16 protein-coding genes are annotated in these 18461 nt (G+C 68.5%); 6 read left to right on the top strand and 10 right to left on the bottom strand.

What is annotated here, in order from left to right; translation table 11 throughout:
- The first annotated feature begins 1 nt into the window (after position 1).
- Positions 2–751, top strand: a complete 750-nt coding sequence (locus tag G6W55_RS15625; RefSeq protein WP_175521447.1) for an ABC transporter permease — start codon at positions 2–4, stop codon at positions 749–751.
- A complete protein-coding gene (locus G6W55_RS15620; RefSeq protein ID WP_175521446.1) occupies positions 742–1578 on the top strand; it encodes a class I SAM-dependent methyltransferase in 837 nt (278 codons plus the stop codon). The genes G6W55_RS15625 and G6W55_RS15620 overlap by 10 nt, the downstream gene beginning before the upstream one ends.
- 476 nt (positions 1579–2054) lie before the next feature.
- On the opposite strand, the gene G6W55_RS15615 is transcribed toward G6W55_RS15620, so the two are convergent.
- Together G6W55_RS15615 and G6W55_RS15610 are read right to left on the bottom strand one after the other, a co-directional pair.
- The gene (locus G6W55_RS15615) at positions 2055–2585 is read right to left on the bottom strand and encodes a BlaI/MecI/CopY family transcriptional regulator (RefSeq protein ID WP_175521445.1); all 531 of its coding nucleotides are present in this window, start codon (positions 2583–2585) and stop codon (positions 2055–2057) included.
- A gap of 238 nt (positions 2586–2823) precedes the next feature.
- The gene (locus tag G6W55_RS15610) at positions 2824–3582 is read right to left on the bottom strand and encodes a hypothetical protein (protein WP_175521444.1); all 759 of its coding nucleotides are present in this window, start codon (positions 3580–3582) and stop codon (positions 2824–2826) included.
- A gap of 440 nt (positions 3583–4022) precedes the next feature.
- On the opposite strand from G6W55_RS15610, the gene G6W55_RS15605 reads away from it, so the two are divergent.
- Positions 4023–4667, top strand: coding sequence for a FadR/GntR family transcriptional regulator (locus G6W55_RS15605; RefSeq protein ID WP_375372453.1), 645 nt, complete (start codon positions 4023–4025; stop codon positions 4665–4667).
- Between the two features lie 23 nt (positions 4668–4690).
- Here G6W55_RS15605 and G6W55_RS15600 read toward each other — a convergent pair whose 3' ends face one another.
- Together G6W55_RS15600 and G6W55_RS15595 are read right to left on the bottom strand one after the other, a co-directional pair.
- Positions 4691–5485 (bottom strand): SGNH/GDSL hydrolase family protein, encoded by a 795-nt coding sequence (locus tag G6W55_RS15600; protein ID WP_175521443.1) that lies wholly within the window; start codon positions 5483–5485, stop codon positions 4691–4693.
- Positions 5486–5831: 346 nt separating this feature from the next.
- Positions 5832–5990: a hypothetical protein gene (locus G6W55_RS15595; RefSeq protein WP_175521442.1), complete on the bottom strand. Its 159-nt coding sequence runs from the start codon at positions 5988–5990 to the stop codon at positions 5832–5834.
- Positions 5991–6210: 220 nt separating this feature from the next.
- Here G6W55_RS15595 and G6W55_RS15590 point away from each other — a divergent pair, with 220 nt between their 5' ends.
- Entirely contained in the window at positions 6211–8664 is a 2454-nt protein-coding gene (locus tag G6W55_RS15590; protein WP_309243735.1) for a SpoIIE family protein phosphatase, read from the top strand.
- Here the strand turns inward: G6W55_RS15590 and pknB are convergent.
- Both pknB and G6W55_RS15580 read right to left on the bottom strand, forming a co-directional pair.
- The gene (pknB, locus tag G6W55_RS15585) at positions 8648–10732 is read right to left on the bottom strand and encodes a Stk1 family PASTA domain-containing Ser/Thr kinase (protein ID WP_309243722.1); all 2085 of its coding nucleotides are present in this window, start codon (positions 10730–10732) and stop codon (positions 8648–8650) included. The two genes, G6W55_RS15590 and pknB, sit on opposite strands and share 17 nt — an antisense overlap.
- 173 nt (positions 10733–10905) lie before the next feature.
- Positions 10906–11574, bottom strand: a complete 669-nt coding sequence (locus G6W55_RS15580; protein ID WP_175521440.1) for a TetR/AcrR family transcriptional regulator — start codon at positions 11572–11574, stop codon at positions 10906–10908.
- Positions 11575–11793: 219 nt separating this feature from the next.
- On the opposite strand from G6W55_RS15580, the gene G6W55_RS15575 reads away from it, so the two are divergent.
- Positions 11794–12948 (top strand): amidohydrolase family protein, encoded by a 1155-nt coding sequence (locus G6W55_RS15575; protein ID WP_175521439.1) that lies wholly within the window; start codon positions 11794–11796, stop codon positions 12946–12948.
- A 19-nt stretch (positions 12949–12967) separates the two neighbouring features.
- On the opposite strand, the gene G6W55_RS15570 is transcribed toward G6W55_RS15575, so the two are convergent.
- Both G6W55_RS15570 and G6W55_RS15565 read right to left on the bottom strand, forming a co-directional pair.
- A complete protein-coding gene (locus G6W55_RS15570) occupies positions 12968–13624 on the bottom strand; it encodes a TetR/AcrR family transcriptional regulator (protein WP_175521438.1) in 657 nt (218 codons plus the stop codon).
- Between the two features lie 421 nt (positions 13625–14045).
- The gene (locus tag G6W55_RS15565) at positions 14046–14708 is read right to left on the bottom strand and encodes a TetR/AcrR family transcriptional regulator (protein ID WP_175521437.1); all 663 of its coding nucleotides are present in this window, start codon (positions 14706–14708) and stop codon (positions 14046–14048) included.
- 401 nt (positions 14709–15109) lie between these two features.
- Between G6W55_RS15565 and G6W55_RS15560 the strand changes: the two genes are divergently transcribed.
- A complete protein-coding gene (locus G6W55_RS15560) occupies positions 15110–16885 on the top strand; it encodes a M4 family metallopeptidase (protein ID WP_175521436.1) in 1776 nt (591 codons plus the stop codon).
- A gap of 132 nt (positions 16886–17017) precedes the next feature.
- Here G6W55_RS15560 and G6W55_RS38670 read toward each other — a convergent pair whose 3' ends face one another.
- Positions 17018–17293 carry a hypothetical protein gene (locus tag G6W55_RS38670; protein WP_254876281.1) on the bottom strand — a complete coding sequence of 92 codons (276 nt, stop codon included), beginning with the start codon at positions 17291–17293 and terminating at the stop codon, positions 17018–17020.
- Positions 17294–17334: 41 nt separating this feature from the next.
- Positions 17335–18461: MFS transporter (locus G6W55_RS15555; protein WP_175521435.1), on the bottom strand; the 1127-nt coding region annotated here is incomplete at its 5' end.

The following is an 18461-nucleotide window of genomic DNA, read 5'->3' as shown; positions in this document are numbered from 1 at the left end:
CATGACACTGCTCTGGAAGGTCGTCGGATTCGAGGCGCGGCGGATGACGCGCAACTTCGCTCCGGTCTTCTTCGCGCTCGGTTTCCCGGTCCTGATGCTGTGCATGTTCGGCGGGATCTACGGCAATGAGCCCTCCGCCCTCCTCGGCGGGCGGGGCACGGTCGACATGGCGGTGCCGGCCTATCTGGTCATGGTGGTCTCGGTCACCGGCCTGATGAGCTTTCCGCTCGGACTGGCCGAGTACCGGGACCGCAAAGTGCTCAAACGCTTCCGCGCGACCCCCCTGGGACCGGCCGCCCTGCTCGTCGCCCAGGGCCTGGTCAACATGGCGCTCAGCCTGCTGGGCGCGGCCCTGCTCGTCCTGACCGGGTATCTCTTCTTCGGACTCCACCTCCCCGGGTCGACGGGTGCCGCGGCAGCCGTCGTGGCCTCGCTCGTCCTCGCCACGCTCGCGATGTACGCGGTGGGCGGCGTCGTCGCCGCGGTCGCGCCGTCGGAACGGGCGGCGACGGCCGTGGCGAATCTGGTCTACTTCCCGATGATCTTCCTGTCGGGAGCGACCATCCCGCTCCAGATCTTCCCCACCGTCATGAAGCGGGTCAGTGACGTCCTGCCCGCCACCTACGCGGTGGAACTCCTCCAGCACGCCTGGCTCGGCAGCGGCACGAACGTGATGCTGGACGTGGGAGTACTGGCCGGCCTGCTGGCGCTCGCCGGGATCCTCGCCGTACGGCTGTTCCGGTGGGAGTAGACGCCGTGCCGTACGACTGCGTGCCGTCCGACGGCGTCCCGGTGACGACGACCGCCGCCACCGCGTTCCTCACCGCGGACGCGAGGGCGCAGGCCACGACCGACCCGGCCCAGGACTTCCACGACCCGTACGCGGCCCGCTTCGCGGCCCTGTGCCCCCCGGCCATCCACGGGATCACCCGGCACACCGCGGGCACCGCGGTGGTGATGGCGCGCACGGTCCTGGTCGACCGCCTGCTGGCCGAACTGTTCGCGCACGGCGGGGTGGAGGCATGCGTCAACCTCGGGGCGGGATTCGACGCACGGCCGTACCGGATGGACTGGCCGCAGCACTGCCGGGTCATCGAGATCGACTCCGCGCCGGTGCTCGACCTGAAGGACCGGCTTCTGCCACCGGCTGACTGCACCGCCCCTCTGGAACGGCTGCGAGGCGACCTCCGTGATGCCGAGACGATGGTCGACCTGCTGATGTCACGTACCGCGGGGAGACGCTGTGTCGTGCTGGCGGAGGGGCTCCTGACCTACCTGTCGCACGACGCCGTCGGCGCGCTCGCCGCCGCCGTGGCGCGGCTGGGAACGGGAACGAGCTGGATATGCGACGTCCTCTCCGTGCCCTCGGCCGAGAGCCTCGCCCGCGCCTCCCGGATCGCCGGAACACCCCTGGAGATGCGTGGACTCGCCGATCTCGAAGCCTTCGAGACGGCCGGCTGGCGCTGTGAACGGATCGAACCGCTGCCGGGTACGCGGTGGGTGGCCGCCCCTCGTGGCCGGGTGGCCCCGGCGAGCCGCCAACTGCCCGACAGTGTGCTGAGGTTGAGTCAATATTGACTCCGAAATTGGATGCATGCGGGCTTAATTCAACTGTGTCCATGACCTGTTGTGATCTATTCCAAGTCAACTAGCTGACTGCTAAGCTCTGAACCAGTCAGTAACCGGGCAACGGCCCTCATCCTCGCGGAGTGGAGGTGAAGGAACTATGTTGAGTTACTCCAGTCAGGTCGGGAGCACCGCCACCGGTGGTGCGTTCGTCCAGGTGGCGCCGGGTGCGAGCACCACGTGTGGTGGTGGAAACTGCACCTGTTCTTCCTGCTGCACCTGGTAGTCACTCAGGTCGTGACGGGACCACGACGGTCGTGTCCGAGCTGAGCAGTTCAACGGGCGTCAGCAACTCCCATGTCCTGCGGACATGCGAGGCGAGCATGTCCGACGAGCGGTCTGTGGCGCCGATTCCCCACATCGGAGCCACAGACCGCTCACTGCTCTGTGTCGGCACACCGAGTCCGCCGGACAGAGACCCTGCCCGGTCAGACCGTGGCGGGTTCACTGCCGGTCGACGCGGCCGCGGCAGCGGTCGTGGTGTAGTAGACGGACCTTCCCTGCCTGGTACGTCGGACATGCCCCTTGGCCACCATGGCCTCCAGGGTGCTGCGCACCACAGTGATCTTGACGGGCCGGTTCTTGTGAGCCTCCGCCAAGGCGGCGGTGACTTCGAGGGCCGAACGAGGCGCACCCTCCTCGCTGAGATAACTGACGACCAGGTGGCGGAGGGTGGGGGTGGCGCCGTGCCCCGTAGGGGCGTCGTCGGCCTGCTGCGGCACGGCGGCCGGGGGTTCGGGGGACGAGGTTCCGTCGTCGGCGGTGTGCGTACCGGTGAGGGCCCGCTGCATGTTGAGCAGCAGAATCTGGTTCTGCCGGAGAGCCTCGATCTTCCGGTTGAGGGCGATCACCTCGTTGGCGAGGTGTTCCTGTTCCTGAGTGTTGCGTTCCAGGTCCTCGGCCAACCGGGCCGCGTAGAGCGGCTTGAGGTTGGCAGTGCTCTCCTGGTTCTCGGACACAGTGCCTGTCACCCTTCCTGGAACGACGTGCCGCTGGACGCCGGACACCACCGGCAATAATTATGAATACATCGAGTGGCCACTCAATCTCAACCCATGTCGCGTTCGGTTACCCGGAACGAGCGGTGTGAAGCACGCGCTGATGTGCTGTCACTGAGGTGAGTCACGCAACCGGAACAGCGCGGTGCCCCGCACCCTCCGAGGGAGGGTGCGGGGCACCGCGCTGTTCCTGGCGGGCTCAGCCCTGTTGCTGCTGGAGCTTCTTCACCTCCTTGGTGAGGTTGCCGGTCTCCGCTGCCGGCGGCGCCTTGATCGAGGCCGTCGCACCGAACGTCCGGTACGTCGTCGTGACGGACGCGGAGGCGGACGACTGCTTCGTGCGGACCGGGAGGTCCTGGGCGTTCACCCAAAGGTCCATCGTCACCGTGCCGTTGGCGCCGGCGGGCTGGATGACGGCGCGGTAGTGGGTCGTGCTCTGCCCGTTGATGATCTCCTTGCCGAGATCCTTGACGCTGCCCGAGTCCCTGAGGCTCTTGATGTAGGCCAGGGGGTCACCACTGCCTCCGCCGAAGCCCAGGCCGCTCTTGACGGCCGAGCCGTCGATCTTCATCCACTCCTTGCCCTTGAGGGGGCCGGACGGCTGAGGATCGATGTCGTAGTAGTAGTTGCCGCCGACGAGAAGCATGCGGATCTTCGCGGACTTCGTCAGCGCCTGCATCTGGACGGCCTTGGCGTCCACCTTGACGTCGAAGGCGACGCCACTGCCCCAGGAGTAGGTGCCCTCCATGGTCACTGGGCCGGTCCCGTTGTCAGTGACCATGGTGACCTGGGCGGAGCCGCGGTTCTCCGTCTTGACCGTCGTCCGGGACAACGCCGCCATGTCGATGTCGTCCACGGCCTTGCCCGCGGTCGCCGCTCCGGACCCCGCACAGGCGGAGGTCGCCATCAGCGCAGCCGCGGTGAAACTCACCCAGGCCGCGGAGTGCCGCAGTTTCATCGATACTCACCTCGAATTTTCTTAATTACTGTTTGCGTGAGTCGCTTTTGACGGCTGAACCATAGCGGCTGAGTGGCATGTACGCGACTGTTCTCAATAATTCGGAGAATACGGTTCCGGAATCAATAGGTATATGGCGAGAACAGGGTGAGTATGCGCCGGTGCCCTGATGGGTGGCGCACCCCGTATACCTGGGTAGTGCCGGAAATAGGTAGTTCCCGGGCCATGTCGATCACGGGACGGGCTTGCCGACGCGGCGTGTGAGGCAGTTGAGTTGTGCAGGTGATGGCATCTGTTCATTGCCGTACGGGAAAGTTAATTATGAATTATGAAGTCGAATCGAACTATGCCGCGGGGCGAGAGTGAGTGAGGTAGGAGAGGTGCAGGCTTACGGGCGCCGTGGAGTGCACGGCCGGACCGTCGAGGCACTCGCTCACCGCGTGCTGAGCGGTCAGATCCCCGAGGGAACGACCCTCGACATCGTGGCCCTGCGCAACGAACTGGGCGTCAGCCTGACCGCTCTGCGTGAGTCCCTGAAGGTTCTCGCGGCCAAGGGAATGGTCGACGCCCGCCAGCGGCGGGGCACCTACGTACGGCCCCGGGGCGACTGGAACCTCCTCGACACCGACGTGCTGCGCTGGCGGTTCGGGGACAGCGGCGTCGCTGCCCCCGACCACCAGGCTCTGCTGCGCAGTCTCGGCGAACTCCACCGCATCGTGGAACCCGGCGCCGCGCGTCTTGCCGCGATACGTCGCACGGACACGGATCTGGCGGCGATGCAGTCTGCCTTGGCCCGCGTCCAGAACGTCGATGTCCTGGAACAGGCTGCCGAGGCCGCACATGCCTACCAGGGCTTCCGCCGCGCCCTGTTGACGGCCGCCCGCAACGAGATCCTCGAACGCGTCGGAGCGGTCGTCACCCTTGGCATGTCCTTCGGCGACCAGCTCAGCCAACGCGTGCTCGCGCGGAACGATGCCTTCCTTCCTCACCTTTACGGTGTCTTCGAAGCGGTACGAGAACGGAACCCCGACTTGGCGGAGCGCACCATGCGGGCGTTCCTCGGCGAAGTCGCCGAAGCGGACTGAGCCACGGGGCCGTCATCGCGGGGTCAGGCCGAAGCGAGTGCCTTCAGATACGCCCGCTGTCCCGCCGGCTTCGGGTGGTACGACACGCTGGTGTCGGCGAAGTTGAGGGCGTGCAGCCACGAATCGTCGTCGCAGATCCGGTGGTTGCTGAAGGCGGTGTCCGCGTCGCCGACCGAGAAGCCGTACTGCTTGGCCTTCTGCGCGATCAAGCCGTTCAGCGCGTCGGTCGCCGAGTTGAGGTCGAAGCGACTGCCGTAGGTGAGACCGATGCAGAAGCCGTTGTTCAGTTCGTAGGGCTTGGGATAGTTGAGCACCACGACCTTGGCGTTCGGGGCCTTCGCCTTGATGGCCGAGTACAGCCTGTCGAACTTGGCGGGAAGGACCGAGGCGATGTACGGATACACGCGCATGACCCGGTCGTGGCAGACGCGTCGGATGCTGAGGATGCACGTCCTCATGACGTCGGAGAACCCCGCGTCGTTGCCGCCGATCGTCATGGTGACCATGGCGGTGCCGGAGTCGAGCGAACCGAGCTGGTCCGCGAGTACGTCGTCGGTCCTGGCGCCCGAGCAGGCGTTGAAGGCGAACGAGGAGTAGCTCCGGCCGGCGTTCCACAGGTGCGGATACGCGTTGGTGCTGCGCTGACAACGACCGCTGACGGCAATGTAGTTCTTCGCTCCGACTCCGGAGGAGTACGAGTCGCCGAGCGCCACGTATCCACCGGTCGCCGCGGCCGCCTGCGTGGCCGCCCCGGAGAGTGTTACGCCGACGGCGAGTAAAAGGACAGCTATATATGCGGTAATTCGTAATTCTTTCACGGAACCCTCCCTATGGCGGACTTTCCGCCGGGGGCATTCCTAGCAGGTCATTGTTTGTCGGGGAAAGGTATAGGACTGTTCCTAATATTCGCGCCGCCGAGTTGGGCTGTTAATTACGAATAGACCCTCGCTCGTGCAATTCCTATGACAGGCCCAAGTCGTTGGCGCCCCGGGGCGGGTCTAGAGTGGCGGAATGTCTCCGCACGCCGACCAGACCGCCCTGGACGTGCTCGATGCGCACCTGGAGGCTCTCTGGGACGGAGCGGACCTCAAAAGGACACCTTCACTCGCCACGCCGACGGTCTGCTGAAAGAGTGCCGCGTACCCCTTGGACCCGCCGAACCCGTCAGAGTTCCCCGACCGCCTGTACCCCCTTCACGCGGAGGCGGGGGCCGCAGCGCTCGCCATCGTGGCCACCGTGGCTGTCGGCATGCTGGTGTGGGGTGGAGTTCTCCGTCGCCTTCTTTGTCCTCGCCGCGGCGCTGCTGATCGTCAGCGTGGTCATGTCGATCGTGCTCCGGCGTGGCCCGAGCGCGGCGAGAGCCGGTGCGCGAAGCCTCACTGACAAGAACGGGATCACCCGAGTCGTGCGGTGTCGTGGGAGGACCGATGCGCGGTGAGCCGAGACGCCTTGCTCTCGGCGTTCAGGACGTACCGAATGCCCGCTTCTCCTATGATGGCCAGGGGGCGAGGCCGGGAATGGACTGATGCCGATGAGCGGACCCGTGAACGCCAAGGGGGCCGGCTCGGGAGAAGAAGGCCCGCCGCCGGAGCCCTGTTCCGCCACTGCTTGCGTGGATCAGGCGGGTACCGTCCAGATGTGGAGTGCGGAGGCGGAAACCCTCCTTGGATACCCGGCAAGGGAAGTCTGCGGCACACCGGCAATGGAGCTGCTGACCACGCGGCGGAACCGTGAAGCTGCGCTGGCCGGGCGCGACCGGCCTGAGGCCGGCCGGCAGAGCTGGGACGGCGTTCTCGCCCTGCGTCACCGAGACGGGCACGAGGTGAGCGTCGCGCTGCGCGTGCGTCCGCTCACGGACCGGGAAGGCCGGGCTGGATGGTCGGTCTCCGCAGAGGACGCGCGGCGGATCGAGCGGGAAAACAGCGACCGGGCGACGATGCGGGCCCTGTTCGAGCAGTACCCCGTCCCCATCGTGATCATGGACGGCGAGTTGCGGTACCGGTTGCTGAATCGAGCGGCGGAGCGCATCCTCAACCGCCCAGGAAACCAGCTCATCGGCCGGCACGCCGACGAGGACATCTCCCACATCGACTCCGAGACGATCGACCGGGTTCTCCGGCAGGTACGGGAAACCGGTGAGCCCGTCCTCGGCCTCTCGGTGCGCGGGAGCCCCCCGACCGGTCCGGACAGCGACCGGATGTGGTCGCTGTCCACGTTCCGGCTGACCGACCCGGCCGACCGTTTCCTCGCCATGGGCCAGACGTACGTGGACATCACGGACGGCTACCGGGCCGAGCGGCGCCGGGAACTGCTGACCAGGGCGGGAGCGGGCATCGGTGCCACGCTGGACGTGGCACGCACCGCGCAGGAGCTGGCGGACGTCCTCGTGCCGGCCCTCGGTGACGTGGCCTGGGTGCCCCTGTCCGAGGCCGTGCTCGAGGGGGACGAGCCTCCGAAGATGTTCGGCCCGGGGCGGTGGAATCTGCGCCGGATCGGCGTGGCCCCGCCGGGTGACGGCTGGCCCACCGGTCTCCCGGCCGCGGGCGCGGTTCCGCCAGCGCTGCCGGACGTCGCCCTTCTCCGGAGAATCGGGCAGGGCGAGACCGTCCTCCTGCCGGACCGGGACAGCGTGATCGCCGCAGCCGAGGGGCACACGGAGCTGGCTCATCTGTTCGTCCCCGAGCACGGCCACTCGGCGATCGCGGCTCCGCTGTTCGCCCGTGGCCTCGTCCTCGGCACCGTGGTCGTCTGGCGCACCCACCGGCCCGACCCCTTCGGCCAGGAGGACGCCGACCTGCTGACGGAGACAGCGTCCAGGGCCGCACTCGGCGTGGACAACGCCCGCCGTTACACACGCGAGCACCGGGCGGCCGTCGCCCTGCAACAGCGCCTTCTCCCCGCAGCCACCACCGACACCCCCGCGGCGGAGACCGTGGGCTTCTACGTGCCCGCGGGAGGCGGAGCGGAGATCGGCGGCGACTGGTACGACGTCATCGCCCTCCCGTCCTTCCGTATCGCCCTCGTCGCGGGTGACGTCACCGGGCACGGGCTGCACGCCACCGCCACCATGGGCCGGCTGCGCACGGCCGTCGACACGCTGGCCGACCTGGAACTCGACCCGGACGAACTCCTCACCCACCTCGACGACCTCGTCCAGCAGCTCCAGGACGAGGCGCCCGACCCGGGGGACACCGTCGGCGCGAGCTGCCTGTACGCCGTCTACGACCCCGTCACCTGCCGGTGCACTCTGGCCGGCGCCGGACACCCACCGCCCCTCGTGGTCCGGCCCGACGGCACGGTCGGACCCGTCGAGATCTCGCCCGGACCGTTGCTCGGTGTGGGCGGGATGCCGTTCGAGGCGACCACGTTCGAGGTCGAGCCCGGCAGTGTCATCACGGTGTACACCAAGGGCGTCATCAACCGCGACGACCACGATCCCGACGCCGGTCTGCGGCGGCTGGCCGACCGTCTCGCGCGGTTCGCCGGCCCCGGCCGTGCTCTGGACGGCGTGGGGCACGAGCTTCTGCGGAGCCTGGGCGATGCTCCGGCCCGCGACGACATGACCCTGCTCCTGGCGCGCACGCGTGCCATCGCGCCGGAGAACACCGCGTCCTGGGAATTCCCCGCGGACGAGTCCGTCGTCGCCGCCGCCCGCCAGGCGGTGGCCGGGCAGTTGGCCGCGTGGGGACTGGAGGAGATGTCCTTCACCACCGAGCTGGTCGTCAGTGAACTCGTCACCAACGCCATCCGGTACGCGGGCGGCCCCGTCGGTCTGCGCCTCATCCGGGAGAACGTGCTGGTCTGTGAGGTCGACGATCCCAGCAACACCCAGCCACGGCTGCGCCGGGCCCGTTGGTCCGACGAAGGGGGCCGAGGTCTGTTCCTCGTCGCCCAGCTCACCCCCCGCTGGGGCAGCCGCTACGCCCGGAGCGGAAAGACCATCTGGACCGAACAGCCCCTCCCCGCGGATCCCGGCCCGCTCACCTCGCTGTCGTGATCGCGGCCGGTTCGTCGGCGGGCGGCGTGCTCGGGTCCGACGGGGTGGTGCTCGCCTCGTCCGAGGGTGCCTCGGTGACGACCGTCACCGTGCTTCCCGCGGCCACCTCGGTGCCGGCCTGCGGAATGGTCGAGGTCACGACCGCATCCGACGCGCTGGACGAGTCGGAGGCGACACTGACCTGGAGCCCGAGGGATCGCAGGTCGCTCCGTGCCTCGGCCAGGGTCTTGCCCACGATGCCGGCGGGTATCCGGACCGTCTCCACGCGCTTGGCCACCTCGATGTCGACCGAGGAACCCGGCTCGACCTCGGTGCCTTGCCGGATGCTCTGTCCGACGACCGTTCCGGCTTCCGTTCCCTCGTCCGCCTCGACCTCGGTCGTGCCGCCCAGGGTGAGGTCGTGTTCGGTGAGCAACCGCTCGGCCTCGGTGACGGTCTTGCCGGTGAGGTCCGGCACGGTGGACCTGTCGGACGCCTTGGCCACGGTGAGGGTGATCTCGGTGCCCTTCTCGGCTTTTCGGCCGCCTGCCGGATCCTGTTCCAGCACCGTTCCGGCGTCCTCCTCGGATTCGACGTGTCTGGTCTTCACCTTGAAGCCCTTGTCCTCCAGGATTCGGGACGCGTCGTCCTCGTCCTTGTCCGTGATGTCCGGGACCTCGATCTTCGGGGAGCCGGTGGAGACCACGACATGGATCGCCGTCCCCTTGTCGACCTCTCCGCTCTCCGGGGTCTGGCTGCAAATGTGGTCCTTGGGCTGGTCCTCGCAGGGCGCGCTCTTGTCGACGGTGACGGTCAGGCCGACGTTGTCCGCCGCGATGCGCGCGTCGTCGAGCGTCTCACTGACGAGATCCGGCACCGTCGCGGTGTCGGCTCCGCGGTGGCCCCCGAACATCAGCCAGCCGATCAGCAGCGCGCCGGCGACCACGAGGAGGGCCGCCGTGCCGAGCAGAACCGCGGCCTTCTTGTCGCTTCCGTTCGTCGGCTCCTCATCCATGTCGTCGGCGAGATCCATGTCGTCCGCGAACCCTCGCCCTTCACCGTCCTCGTCCGTCACCGAAGGGAACGCGGCGGTGACGGGGGACGGGCCTCCTCCCAGGCAGAACTCGACCTCGGCACGCATCTCGTCGGCGGACTGGGGCCGCAACTCGGGTTGCTTGGCCAGGGCCCGCAGGACGAGAGCGTCCGTCTCGGGGGTGACCGCCGGGTTGTGGTGGCTCGGTGGCCGGGGCGCCTCCTGCACATGCTGGTACATCACCGCCATCGGGGAGTCGCCGGTGAACGGAGGCCGGAACGTGAGCAGTTCGTACAGCAGGCAGCCGAGGGAGTACAGGTCGGAACGGGCGTCGGCCTCCAGCCCCATGGCCTGTTCCGGGGAGAGGTACTGTGCGGTTCCGACGACGACCGACGTCTGCGTCAGGCCGACGTCGCGGACGTCGCGGGCGATCCCGAAGTCCATGACCTTGACCTGACCGGCATGGGTCAGCATGACGTTGGCGGGTTTGATGTCCCGGTGCACGATGCCGCTGCGGTGCGCGTGCTCCAGCGCCCGGAGTACGTCGAGGGCGGTCTCCAGGACATGCTGGGGACTCAATGTCCGTCCGGAGCGCAGGAGTTCGGACAGGGTGAACCCGTCGATGTACTCCATCACGATGTACGGCAGGGAAAGGCCCCCGTGCGGCGCCGTTCCGCCGACCAGCCCGTCGTACGGCACGTCCTCGCCGGTGTCGTAGACCGCGGCGATGGCCGGATGGTTCAGTGACGCGGCGGACTGCGCCTCGCGACGGAACCGTGCCTGGAACTCAGGGTCCTGGGCCAGGTCGGAGCGCAGTGTCTTCACGGCGACGGAGCGGTCGAGGCGCGCGTCGTGAGCCAGGTGGACATCGGCCATGCCGCCACGGCCGAGCAGGTGGCCCAGCTCGTAGCGGCCGCCCAGAGCCCGCCCCATCTCGCTGTGGGCCGGTGCCGTGTGCCAGGCGGAGGCGTCGGAGTAGACCGGTCCGCCATCACCGGCCCAATGGACGCCGCTCGCATACGAAGAGGTCGGACCCTCCGGACCGCCGAGGCTCACCGGACGTCTCCGTGCGCGGCCGACGCCTGGCACCGGGCGGCGGTCGCACCGGTGAGATGAGGGCGGGCGGGATCTTCCGGGCGTTCGTATGTGGCGGCTGTGGACACGTCGCCACCCCTTTCGACTCAGAGGGCCCGATGGGCGTAGTCGCACATCAGTGTGTGAGTAAAGGCTCAACCGAGTGCGGGCAGCGGACGAGTGGCCACGTCCCATGCCTCGTCGTGCGGCAGGCCGAACATGCGCAGCAGATTGGCCGCGAGGTGGTCGCCGGCCTTCTCGGCGTCCATGTGCGGCTCGGCGTCGAGTAGTTGCATCAGACCCAGAAGGGAGCCTCCGGCACTCGCCAGTGCCACGTCGAGGTCTCCGACGCGCAGGCGGCCGGCGGCCTCGCTCGCACGGAGGAGTTCACGGGTCCGCGGCGCCAGTCCGACGGAAGACACCAGGCGGGGGAGGCCGACACGGAGCAGAATGCGCGCGACCTGGGGATGGTTGCGTTGCAGACGGCCCGTCAGCCGCACCCCCACGGCGAACACTTCGGCGGAATCGTCCATGTGCGCAACCGCTGACTCCAGTCGCACGCTGTGCTGTTCGAGGGTCATGGACACGGCCGCTTCGAGCAGATCCGTCTTGTTGGCGAAATGACCGTAGAACGTGCCCAGCCCGATGTTCGCGGCTTCGGTGATCTCTCGAATGCTCATGTTCGCGCGGTGCCGCTCGGCGAGCAGACGCTGTGCCGCCTCCAGCAGGGCGGTGCGCGTACGCGCCCGCTGCCGGGAGAGGCGGTCGGATCGACCGTGGTGCGAGGTTCGGTTCGTGCAGGGTTCGTCCGCTGCTTCAGCCATGCGCGACACGCTACTCAAGCTGATGAAAAAATCAAAACCGATTGAGATTGACGAATCTGATCTGTGGATCAGATGATCGCGTCAGCGCCGACAGGAGATCCGTCTCGACCGGGTCCTGCCGAGACGTCCTGTGATCCTGCGTTCCGCACGCTTCGCCTCGCCCGAGTCCGGTCCGAGGGCGACGTGCGACTCCAACAACCCCTGTGACTAGGAGCTGTCGTGGTCCAAAGTGATCGTTCCCCTTCTCACCGGCTCGGCCGGCGAGGTGTACTCAAGGCCGCCGGTGCGGCCGGTGCCGCAGCGATCGGTGGCACAGCCGCGCTGGCCGCCACCAGGGCGGCGGCCGCGGCACCGGCGTCACGGCCTGCGGGCAACTACCGCATCGACGTGCACTGCCACATCATCCCGGACTTCTACCGCGAGTCGCTGGCCGACCACGACATCACCGACATCGGTGGGGTGCCGGTCCCCGCCTGGACTCCGGAGCTGGCGGTGGACTTCATGAACCGCTACGGCATCCAGACCCAGGTCGTCTCCGTCTCCGAACCGGGTGTCGAGTATCTGCCGACGCCCGAAGCGCGGATGGAGATGGCCCAGAAACTGAACGACTACATCAGCGAGACCCTGGTCCACACCCGGGACGCCGAGCTGGCACGACGCTTCGGCGGCTTCGCAATGCTTCCCCTGGGCGACCTGACCACGTCGGATGACATCGAGAACGCCATCACCGAGGCCAGGCGGGCGATCGACGAACTGAAGCTGGACGGCATCGGCATCTTCAGCAGTTACGCCGGGGTCTATCTGGGCGACCCCCGTCTCGACCCGTTGATGGAAGCGCTGGACGACCTGGGCGCGATGGTCTTCATCCATCCGGTCACCCCGCAGCACTATCCGGACCTGGGCCTGCCGCCGTTCCTCTACGAGTTCACCTTCGACACCACCCGTGCGCTGGTCAACATGCTCTACAAGAAGGTCTACACGCGCTACACGGGGATCCGCTGGCTCGGCGCACACGCCGGCGGCACGCTGCCGTACATCTCCTACCGCACCAGCCTGCTCTACTCCAAGACCGTGGGACTGGCGCAACTGCTGGGCGCCGACAGGCTCGACGACACCAACGTGCTGTACAAGCGGCTGTTCGTCGACACCGCCTTGTCCCCCGCCCCGCAGTCGATGAAGTCGGTCAAGGAGTTGACCGGCGTCGGTCACATCCTGTTCGCCACGGACTGGCCGTTCACCGCGGAGCTGTTCCCGGGCGCCGGGGATCCCGCCCCCCAGCTCGGCGAGACCTTCACCTCCAGCCAGCGGCTGAAGGTGGAGCGGGACAACGCGCGAGAGCAGTTCCCCCTTCTCGTCAGGCGCCTGGAGAGCTGACAGGGCGCCCGCATGCCCCTCAGGCGCGCGCCGCCGGCGCCTGGGGCAGCGGGCGCCGGGCGACGTCGTCGGCGTCCTCGGGAGACAGGCCGAGCATACGCAGGACGAGGGCGGCGGTCCGCTCGCTGGTCTCGGGGCCCGCGACCTCCGGGTGGCGGGATTCGAGTTCGAGCAGTCCCAGCAGCGCGCCGCCCACCGCTGAGAGCGTGATGTCAGGGCTGTCCACCGCGAAGCGGCCGCTCGCCACGCCGATCTCGATGTCACGCAGGGCCCGGGGTGCGAGACCGCTCTCGGAGTGCATCTGCGCCATGCCGCGGTGGCGCAGGATCTTGGCCAGCTCCGGGTGGGTCTCCACCATGCCGATCGTCAGACGGACGTTGGCGGCGATCACTTCGGCTGGGTCGTCGAGTTCGGCCGTGACATCGTCCAGCAGTTGCCCGTACTCCTCCAGCGCGTCCGCCACGGCCGCGTCGAACAGTGCGGCCTTGCTGTCGAAGTGGTTGAAGAACGAGCCGAAGCCGACGTCCGCCTGTTCCGCGATCTTCTGGATGCTCGTCTCCGGCAGCGCGTTCTCCTCGGCCAGGATGACGCGAGCGGCGGCGATCAGGGAGCGCCGGGTCTGGGCGCGGCGGCGTTCGAAGCGGGTCCCGGCGCGGGACGATCCGTGCTCTGACATGGCACCAGCGTAGATCACTGTCGTATACGGGCCGTGGGCTGTCGTGGCAGGCGGCCGGTGCGCGGCCGGAACACCTGGAGCAGGGTGGCCGGGCGGGAACCTACTCTTCGGTGCGCAGGAGTCGGACCAGGGGCGTCGGCCTCCGAGCGGTTCTTCCCGGCGGCCATCAGGACCGTGGTGGCGGCCGCGGACGCCGATCCCTGCCATGTGTCCCTGGAGGGTACGGCGGGCGACTCCTGCCGCGCGGGCGATGTCTTCGACGGTCGTATCGGGATCCGCGCTCAAGGTCTCGCGGGCCGCGTCCAGGATGCGCCGCCGGTTCGCCCGCGCATGCCGACGTTGCGGCTCCGCCGTCGCGGCCATTCCTCGCTCCTCGTCTCGCTCCCGTAGAGGTTCGCATACCGGGCAGGCCGTGTGCTCCTCAGCTCTCGAAGGCGGGAGGCAGAGGTTCGCGGGCGATGCGGCGCGCCTCGCTCGGCTCCACGCCGAGTGAGGCGAGCACGCCTTCTGCAAGCTGATCGGCCGATGCGCCGGCATCGGCCTCCGGGTGCGCGTCGAGGAACTGCACGACACCCAACAGGGCTCCCAGGATGGCCATCAGGGCGAACTCGACGTCCGGAGGGGCGACGAACCGCCCCGACTTCACGCCGGCCGCGAGATTGGCCCGGGCCCGGGAGGTCAGACCTGTGTCGTCGAGAAGCAGTCTGGTGCCCTGGTGAAGGAAGACGCGGGCCATCTCGGGCTGCTCGCGCTGGAGCCGCCCGGTGGTGCGGATGCCCAGGGCGAGCACACGTGCCGGATCGTCGATCCCCCGCGTCAGGCTGTCCAGGACCTCGCTGTGACGCGCGAGGGTCACGCGGATCGCTTCGTCGAAAAGCTCTTCCTTCGAGGTGAAGTGGTTGAAGAAGGAGCCGAAGCCGACGTCGGCGGTTTCCGTGATCTCCCGGATGGTGACGTTGATGCGCCGCTGGGCCAGGAGGGTCTGTGCGGCGGACACGAGCGCGGCACGCGTGCGTGCCCTCTGACGGCCCGTCCGTCCTCCGGGCGCCCTGCCGGACTGCGCGGTGTCTGCCTCGGGGATCATGCGGCCTGCCTTCAGTGCCCGCGGCACTCCTTCTGACGGTGCGGTCACCTGTGATGGTAGTCGGGCTCCCGCCCGGGCCCGCCCGGCGTGCCCCGGACCCTGCCCCGGGACTCAGGTGCTGCTCCCGGGGCGGCCGCACAATTGATGAAATCATCAGCCGGCATTGACCCGGGCGCCGCGCGCTGGCTAGATTGATCAGGCGATCAGTTCTGAGAGATCAATCAATGATTGATCGTCCTCGGCCGGATGTTCCGCGGGTTTCACCTCTGCGGGCGAGGTGTCGCAGTCCCCGGCCGATGGGCCACGGTCCGCATCGCGGGCGGTGGGCTCCTGCCGACTGAGCGCGTTCCGTCCGACTCGAGTACGCGAGGATTGACATGTACAGGCATAGAAGTCGCGCCATGCGCAGACTCAGCATCTCGCTCGCACTGTGTTCCGGAATCAGCGCCGTCACGCTGCTGCCGAGTCCGAGCGGTGCGGCTCAGCAGACGGTGTCCGTGGTGGGCTTGGCGGCAGGCAAGGACGCCGACAAACTCGCCGCCGCCGCGATCCAGGCACTCGGCAAGCACCCGCGTGACGCGCGCATCTCCAAGGGTATGAGCTTCAGCGCCGTCTCCACGCTCGTCGACCCGGACGGCACGACGCACACACGGCTCGACCGGACCTACAAGGGCATACCGGTCCTCGGGGGTGACCTCGTCGTCCACCTCAAGCGCGACGGTGCGTGGAAGGGCATATCGCAGACCCTCGGCGCGCCGCTGGATCTGGCGAGCCGTGCGAGCGTCGCCGCCGACCGCGCCGTCGCCGAGGCACTCGCCCCCCGGGACGGCCTGCGTGGCATCTCCGGTGTCCAGGCCGACGGTGAGCCGCGCCTGGTCGTCGACGCGACCGGCGGCACGCCGCGCCTCGCGTGGGAGGTGACCACCACGGGCACACAGCGCGACGGGACGCCGAGCCGCCTGGCGACCTACGTCGACGCGGCCGGCGGCAAGGTCATCCGCGACGTCCAGCAGATCCGGAGTCTCCGTGCCACGGACGTCTCCAAGGCCCCCGCCGCGTCCGGCGATGCCACCGAATCCCAGGACCGCAAGGCGTTCGACGAGGTGAAGGCCCGTCAGGAGGCGTCGGGCGGCTCCCTCCAGGGCGTTCCCGCCACGGGCAGGACGCTCTACGGCGGCGATGTGGAACTCGGTGTGGTTCCGGTGGCCGGGGGCTATGTCATGCAGGACCCCGCCCACGGATGGTCCTTCACGACCGACATGCTCAACCTCAGCGACGGACCGCTCTGTTCCACCGAGGGCTACTGCTGGAACGGCGTGCCGGTCACCAGCGACACGGCGGTCTTCGGTGACGGAACGACCGACGCCCGTGACTCGGCGGCGGCTGACGCCCAGTACGGCACCGACGTCACGTGGGACTACTACAACGACGTGCACAAGCGTCAGGGCATCTGGGACATCCCGGTGGGCTCGTACAACCGTGTCCACTACCAGCACGAGTACGTCAACGCGTTCTGGGACGGCGAGAAGATGACCTACGGCGACGGCGACGGCGTCGAGTTCGGTCCTCTGACCTCACTGGACGTCGCCGGCCACGAGATGTCCCACGGTGTCACGGAGAACACCGCGCGGCTCGCGTACTTCGGCGAGGCCGGCGGGCTCAACGAGGCCACCTCCGACATCTTCGGCACGATGGTCGAGTTCTACGCCGACAACGCCACCGATCGCGGCGACTACCTCATAGGCGAGCAGTTCGACCTCCAGAAGCACACCGGCTTCCGTCGCATGGACGACCCGGCCTCCGACGGCGACTCCCTCGGCTGCTGGAGCCCGCTGGCGAAGGTGGTCGACGTCCACTACTCCAGCGGTATCGGCAACCACTTCTACTACCTGCTCGCGGAGGGCTCGGGCGAGAAGACGATCAACGGTACCGTCCACGACTCGCCCCCCTGCGACGGTTCCGCCGTCACCGGCATCGGCCGCGACAAGGCGCAGGCGATCTGGTACCGGGCGCTGACGACGTACATGACCGCCGTCACCAACTACAAGCTCGCCCGCGTGGCGACCCTCAAGGCCGCGGCGGACCTGTACGGAGAGGACAGCGCCGAGTACACCGCCGTCGGCAACTCCTGGGACGCCGTGGGCGTCACCGGCCTCCCGATCGAGCTGCCGAACTGACGCTCTGAGGACACCGGTCACTGCCGGACCGCCGTGCCCTGAAGCAGCCCCCTGGTCGGAGTGCCTGCGAAGCCACTCGGATCAGGGGGCTGTGCGCCTGATGCGCGAGTCCGCTCTCCCAACGAAATGCCTTCAGAAGCGAGGATCTGGAGGTGCGGAGTGGCTCGGCCGAAGCCGTGGGCTGTCCCGGCCGGTCCCGGCCCCGGCTGCACGAGGTCCTCTCAACGGCTCAGCGTCGCCACTCGTAGGCGCCGGGGGAGGTTTCCACAACCTCCTGGGGCCAAGCGGCACGAACACGATGCAGCCGTTCACGGCAACCCCGTCCTGACCGGACCACTCGAACCGGATCTCGGGGTTGCGCCCGTCATCCATCCAGACAGCGTCCCGCCCGGCCGCGAGCTCTCCCAGGACCTGTGACCAACTGTCCAGGTCCTCCGGAGGAGCGGTTCTCAGTCGGATGCCGGCGGGGTCCGCGGTGCGCGGAACAGGCAGCCGATCGCGGCGGCGAGAACGATGACGCTCACCGCGATGAGCGAGGCGGACAGGCCGTCCATGAAGGCGGACTTGACGCCGTCCGCCAGGGCCGCGCCCCGGGCGCCGAGCTGATCGGCGACGTGCAGGCCCGCTGCGGCGGAGTCGCGTGCGGCCTCGGAGGCTTCGGCGGGGAGCTGGTCGAGGGAGTCGGGCAGGCTGGAGCGGTAGTGGCTGCCGTAGATCGATCCCATGAGGGCGATGCCGACGGCCGAGCCGACCTCGCGTGTGGTGTCGTTCATCGCGGAGGCGACCCCCTGCTGGCCGCGGCCGAGCGAGCCGGTGATGGCGGAGGTGCCCACGGCTCCGGACAGGCCGATGCCGAAGCCCGCCAGGACGAGCCCGCCCAGGAACGGCAGGTAACCGGAGCCGACTTCGAGCCGGGAGATGACGAACAGGCCGGCGCTCAGCAGGAGCAGCCCGACGGTCATGGTGGCCTTCATCCCGACGCGTCGCACCAGATGAGGGGTGGCCTGGGAGGTGGGCAGGACGACCACGGCGACGGGTACGAGGGCGGCGGCGGCCTTGAGCGGGCTGTAGCCGAGGATGAGTTGCAGGTACTGAAGGCCGACGAAGAAGAACCCGAAGACGGCCATGAACTGGACGAGGACGGTGATCGCGCCCGCCCGGAAGCCGCGGATGCCGAACAGGGCGGGATCGAGCAGGGGGTGCTCACGCCGCATGCCGAGCCAGGCGTACGCGGTGAAGGCCAGCACCGTGACCACGAGGGCGGCGATCACGGCGGGTTCCGTCCAGCCCCGCTCGTTGCCTTCGATGATGGCGAAGACAAGGGTGCCGATCCCGACCGCGGTGGAGACGGCCCCGGACACGTCGGGCGGGGAGGGGTGCTCGTCCTTGGTGTTCGGCGACAGGAGGAGGGCGGCGACGGCGGCCACGAGGGCGACCGCGGCGCTGCTGATGAAGATCGACCGCCATGAGAACCACTCCAGCAGGGCCCCTGCCGCGAGCATGCCGATGATGGCTCCGGCAGCGGCGAATCCGGACCAGGTGGCCACGCCCTTGGCGCGCTGCCCGGGCGGGAAGG

Origin of the sequence: Streptomyces sp. CAI-85, from assembly GCF_013363615.1 — a bacterium.
GTDB classification, from domain to species: Bacteria; Actinomycetota; Actinomycetes; order Streptomycetales; family Streptomycetaceae; genus Streptomyces; species Streptomyces antibioticus_B.
Note: the sequence above shows the minus strand (reverse complement) of the source record. Positions and strands in the feature narration are given on the sequence as shown.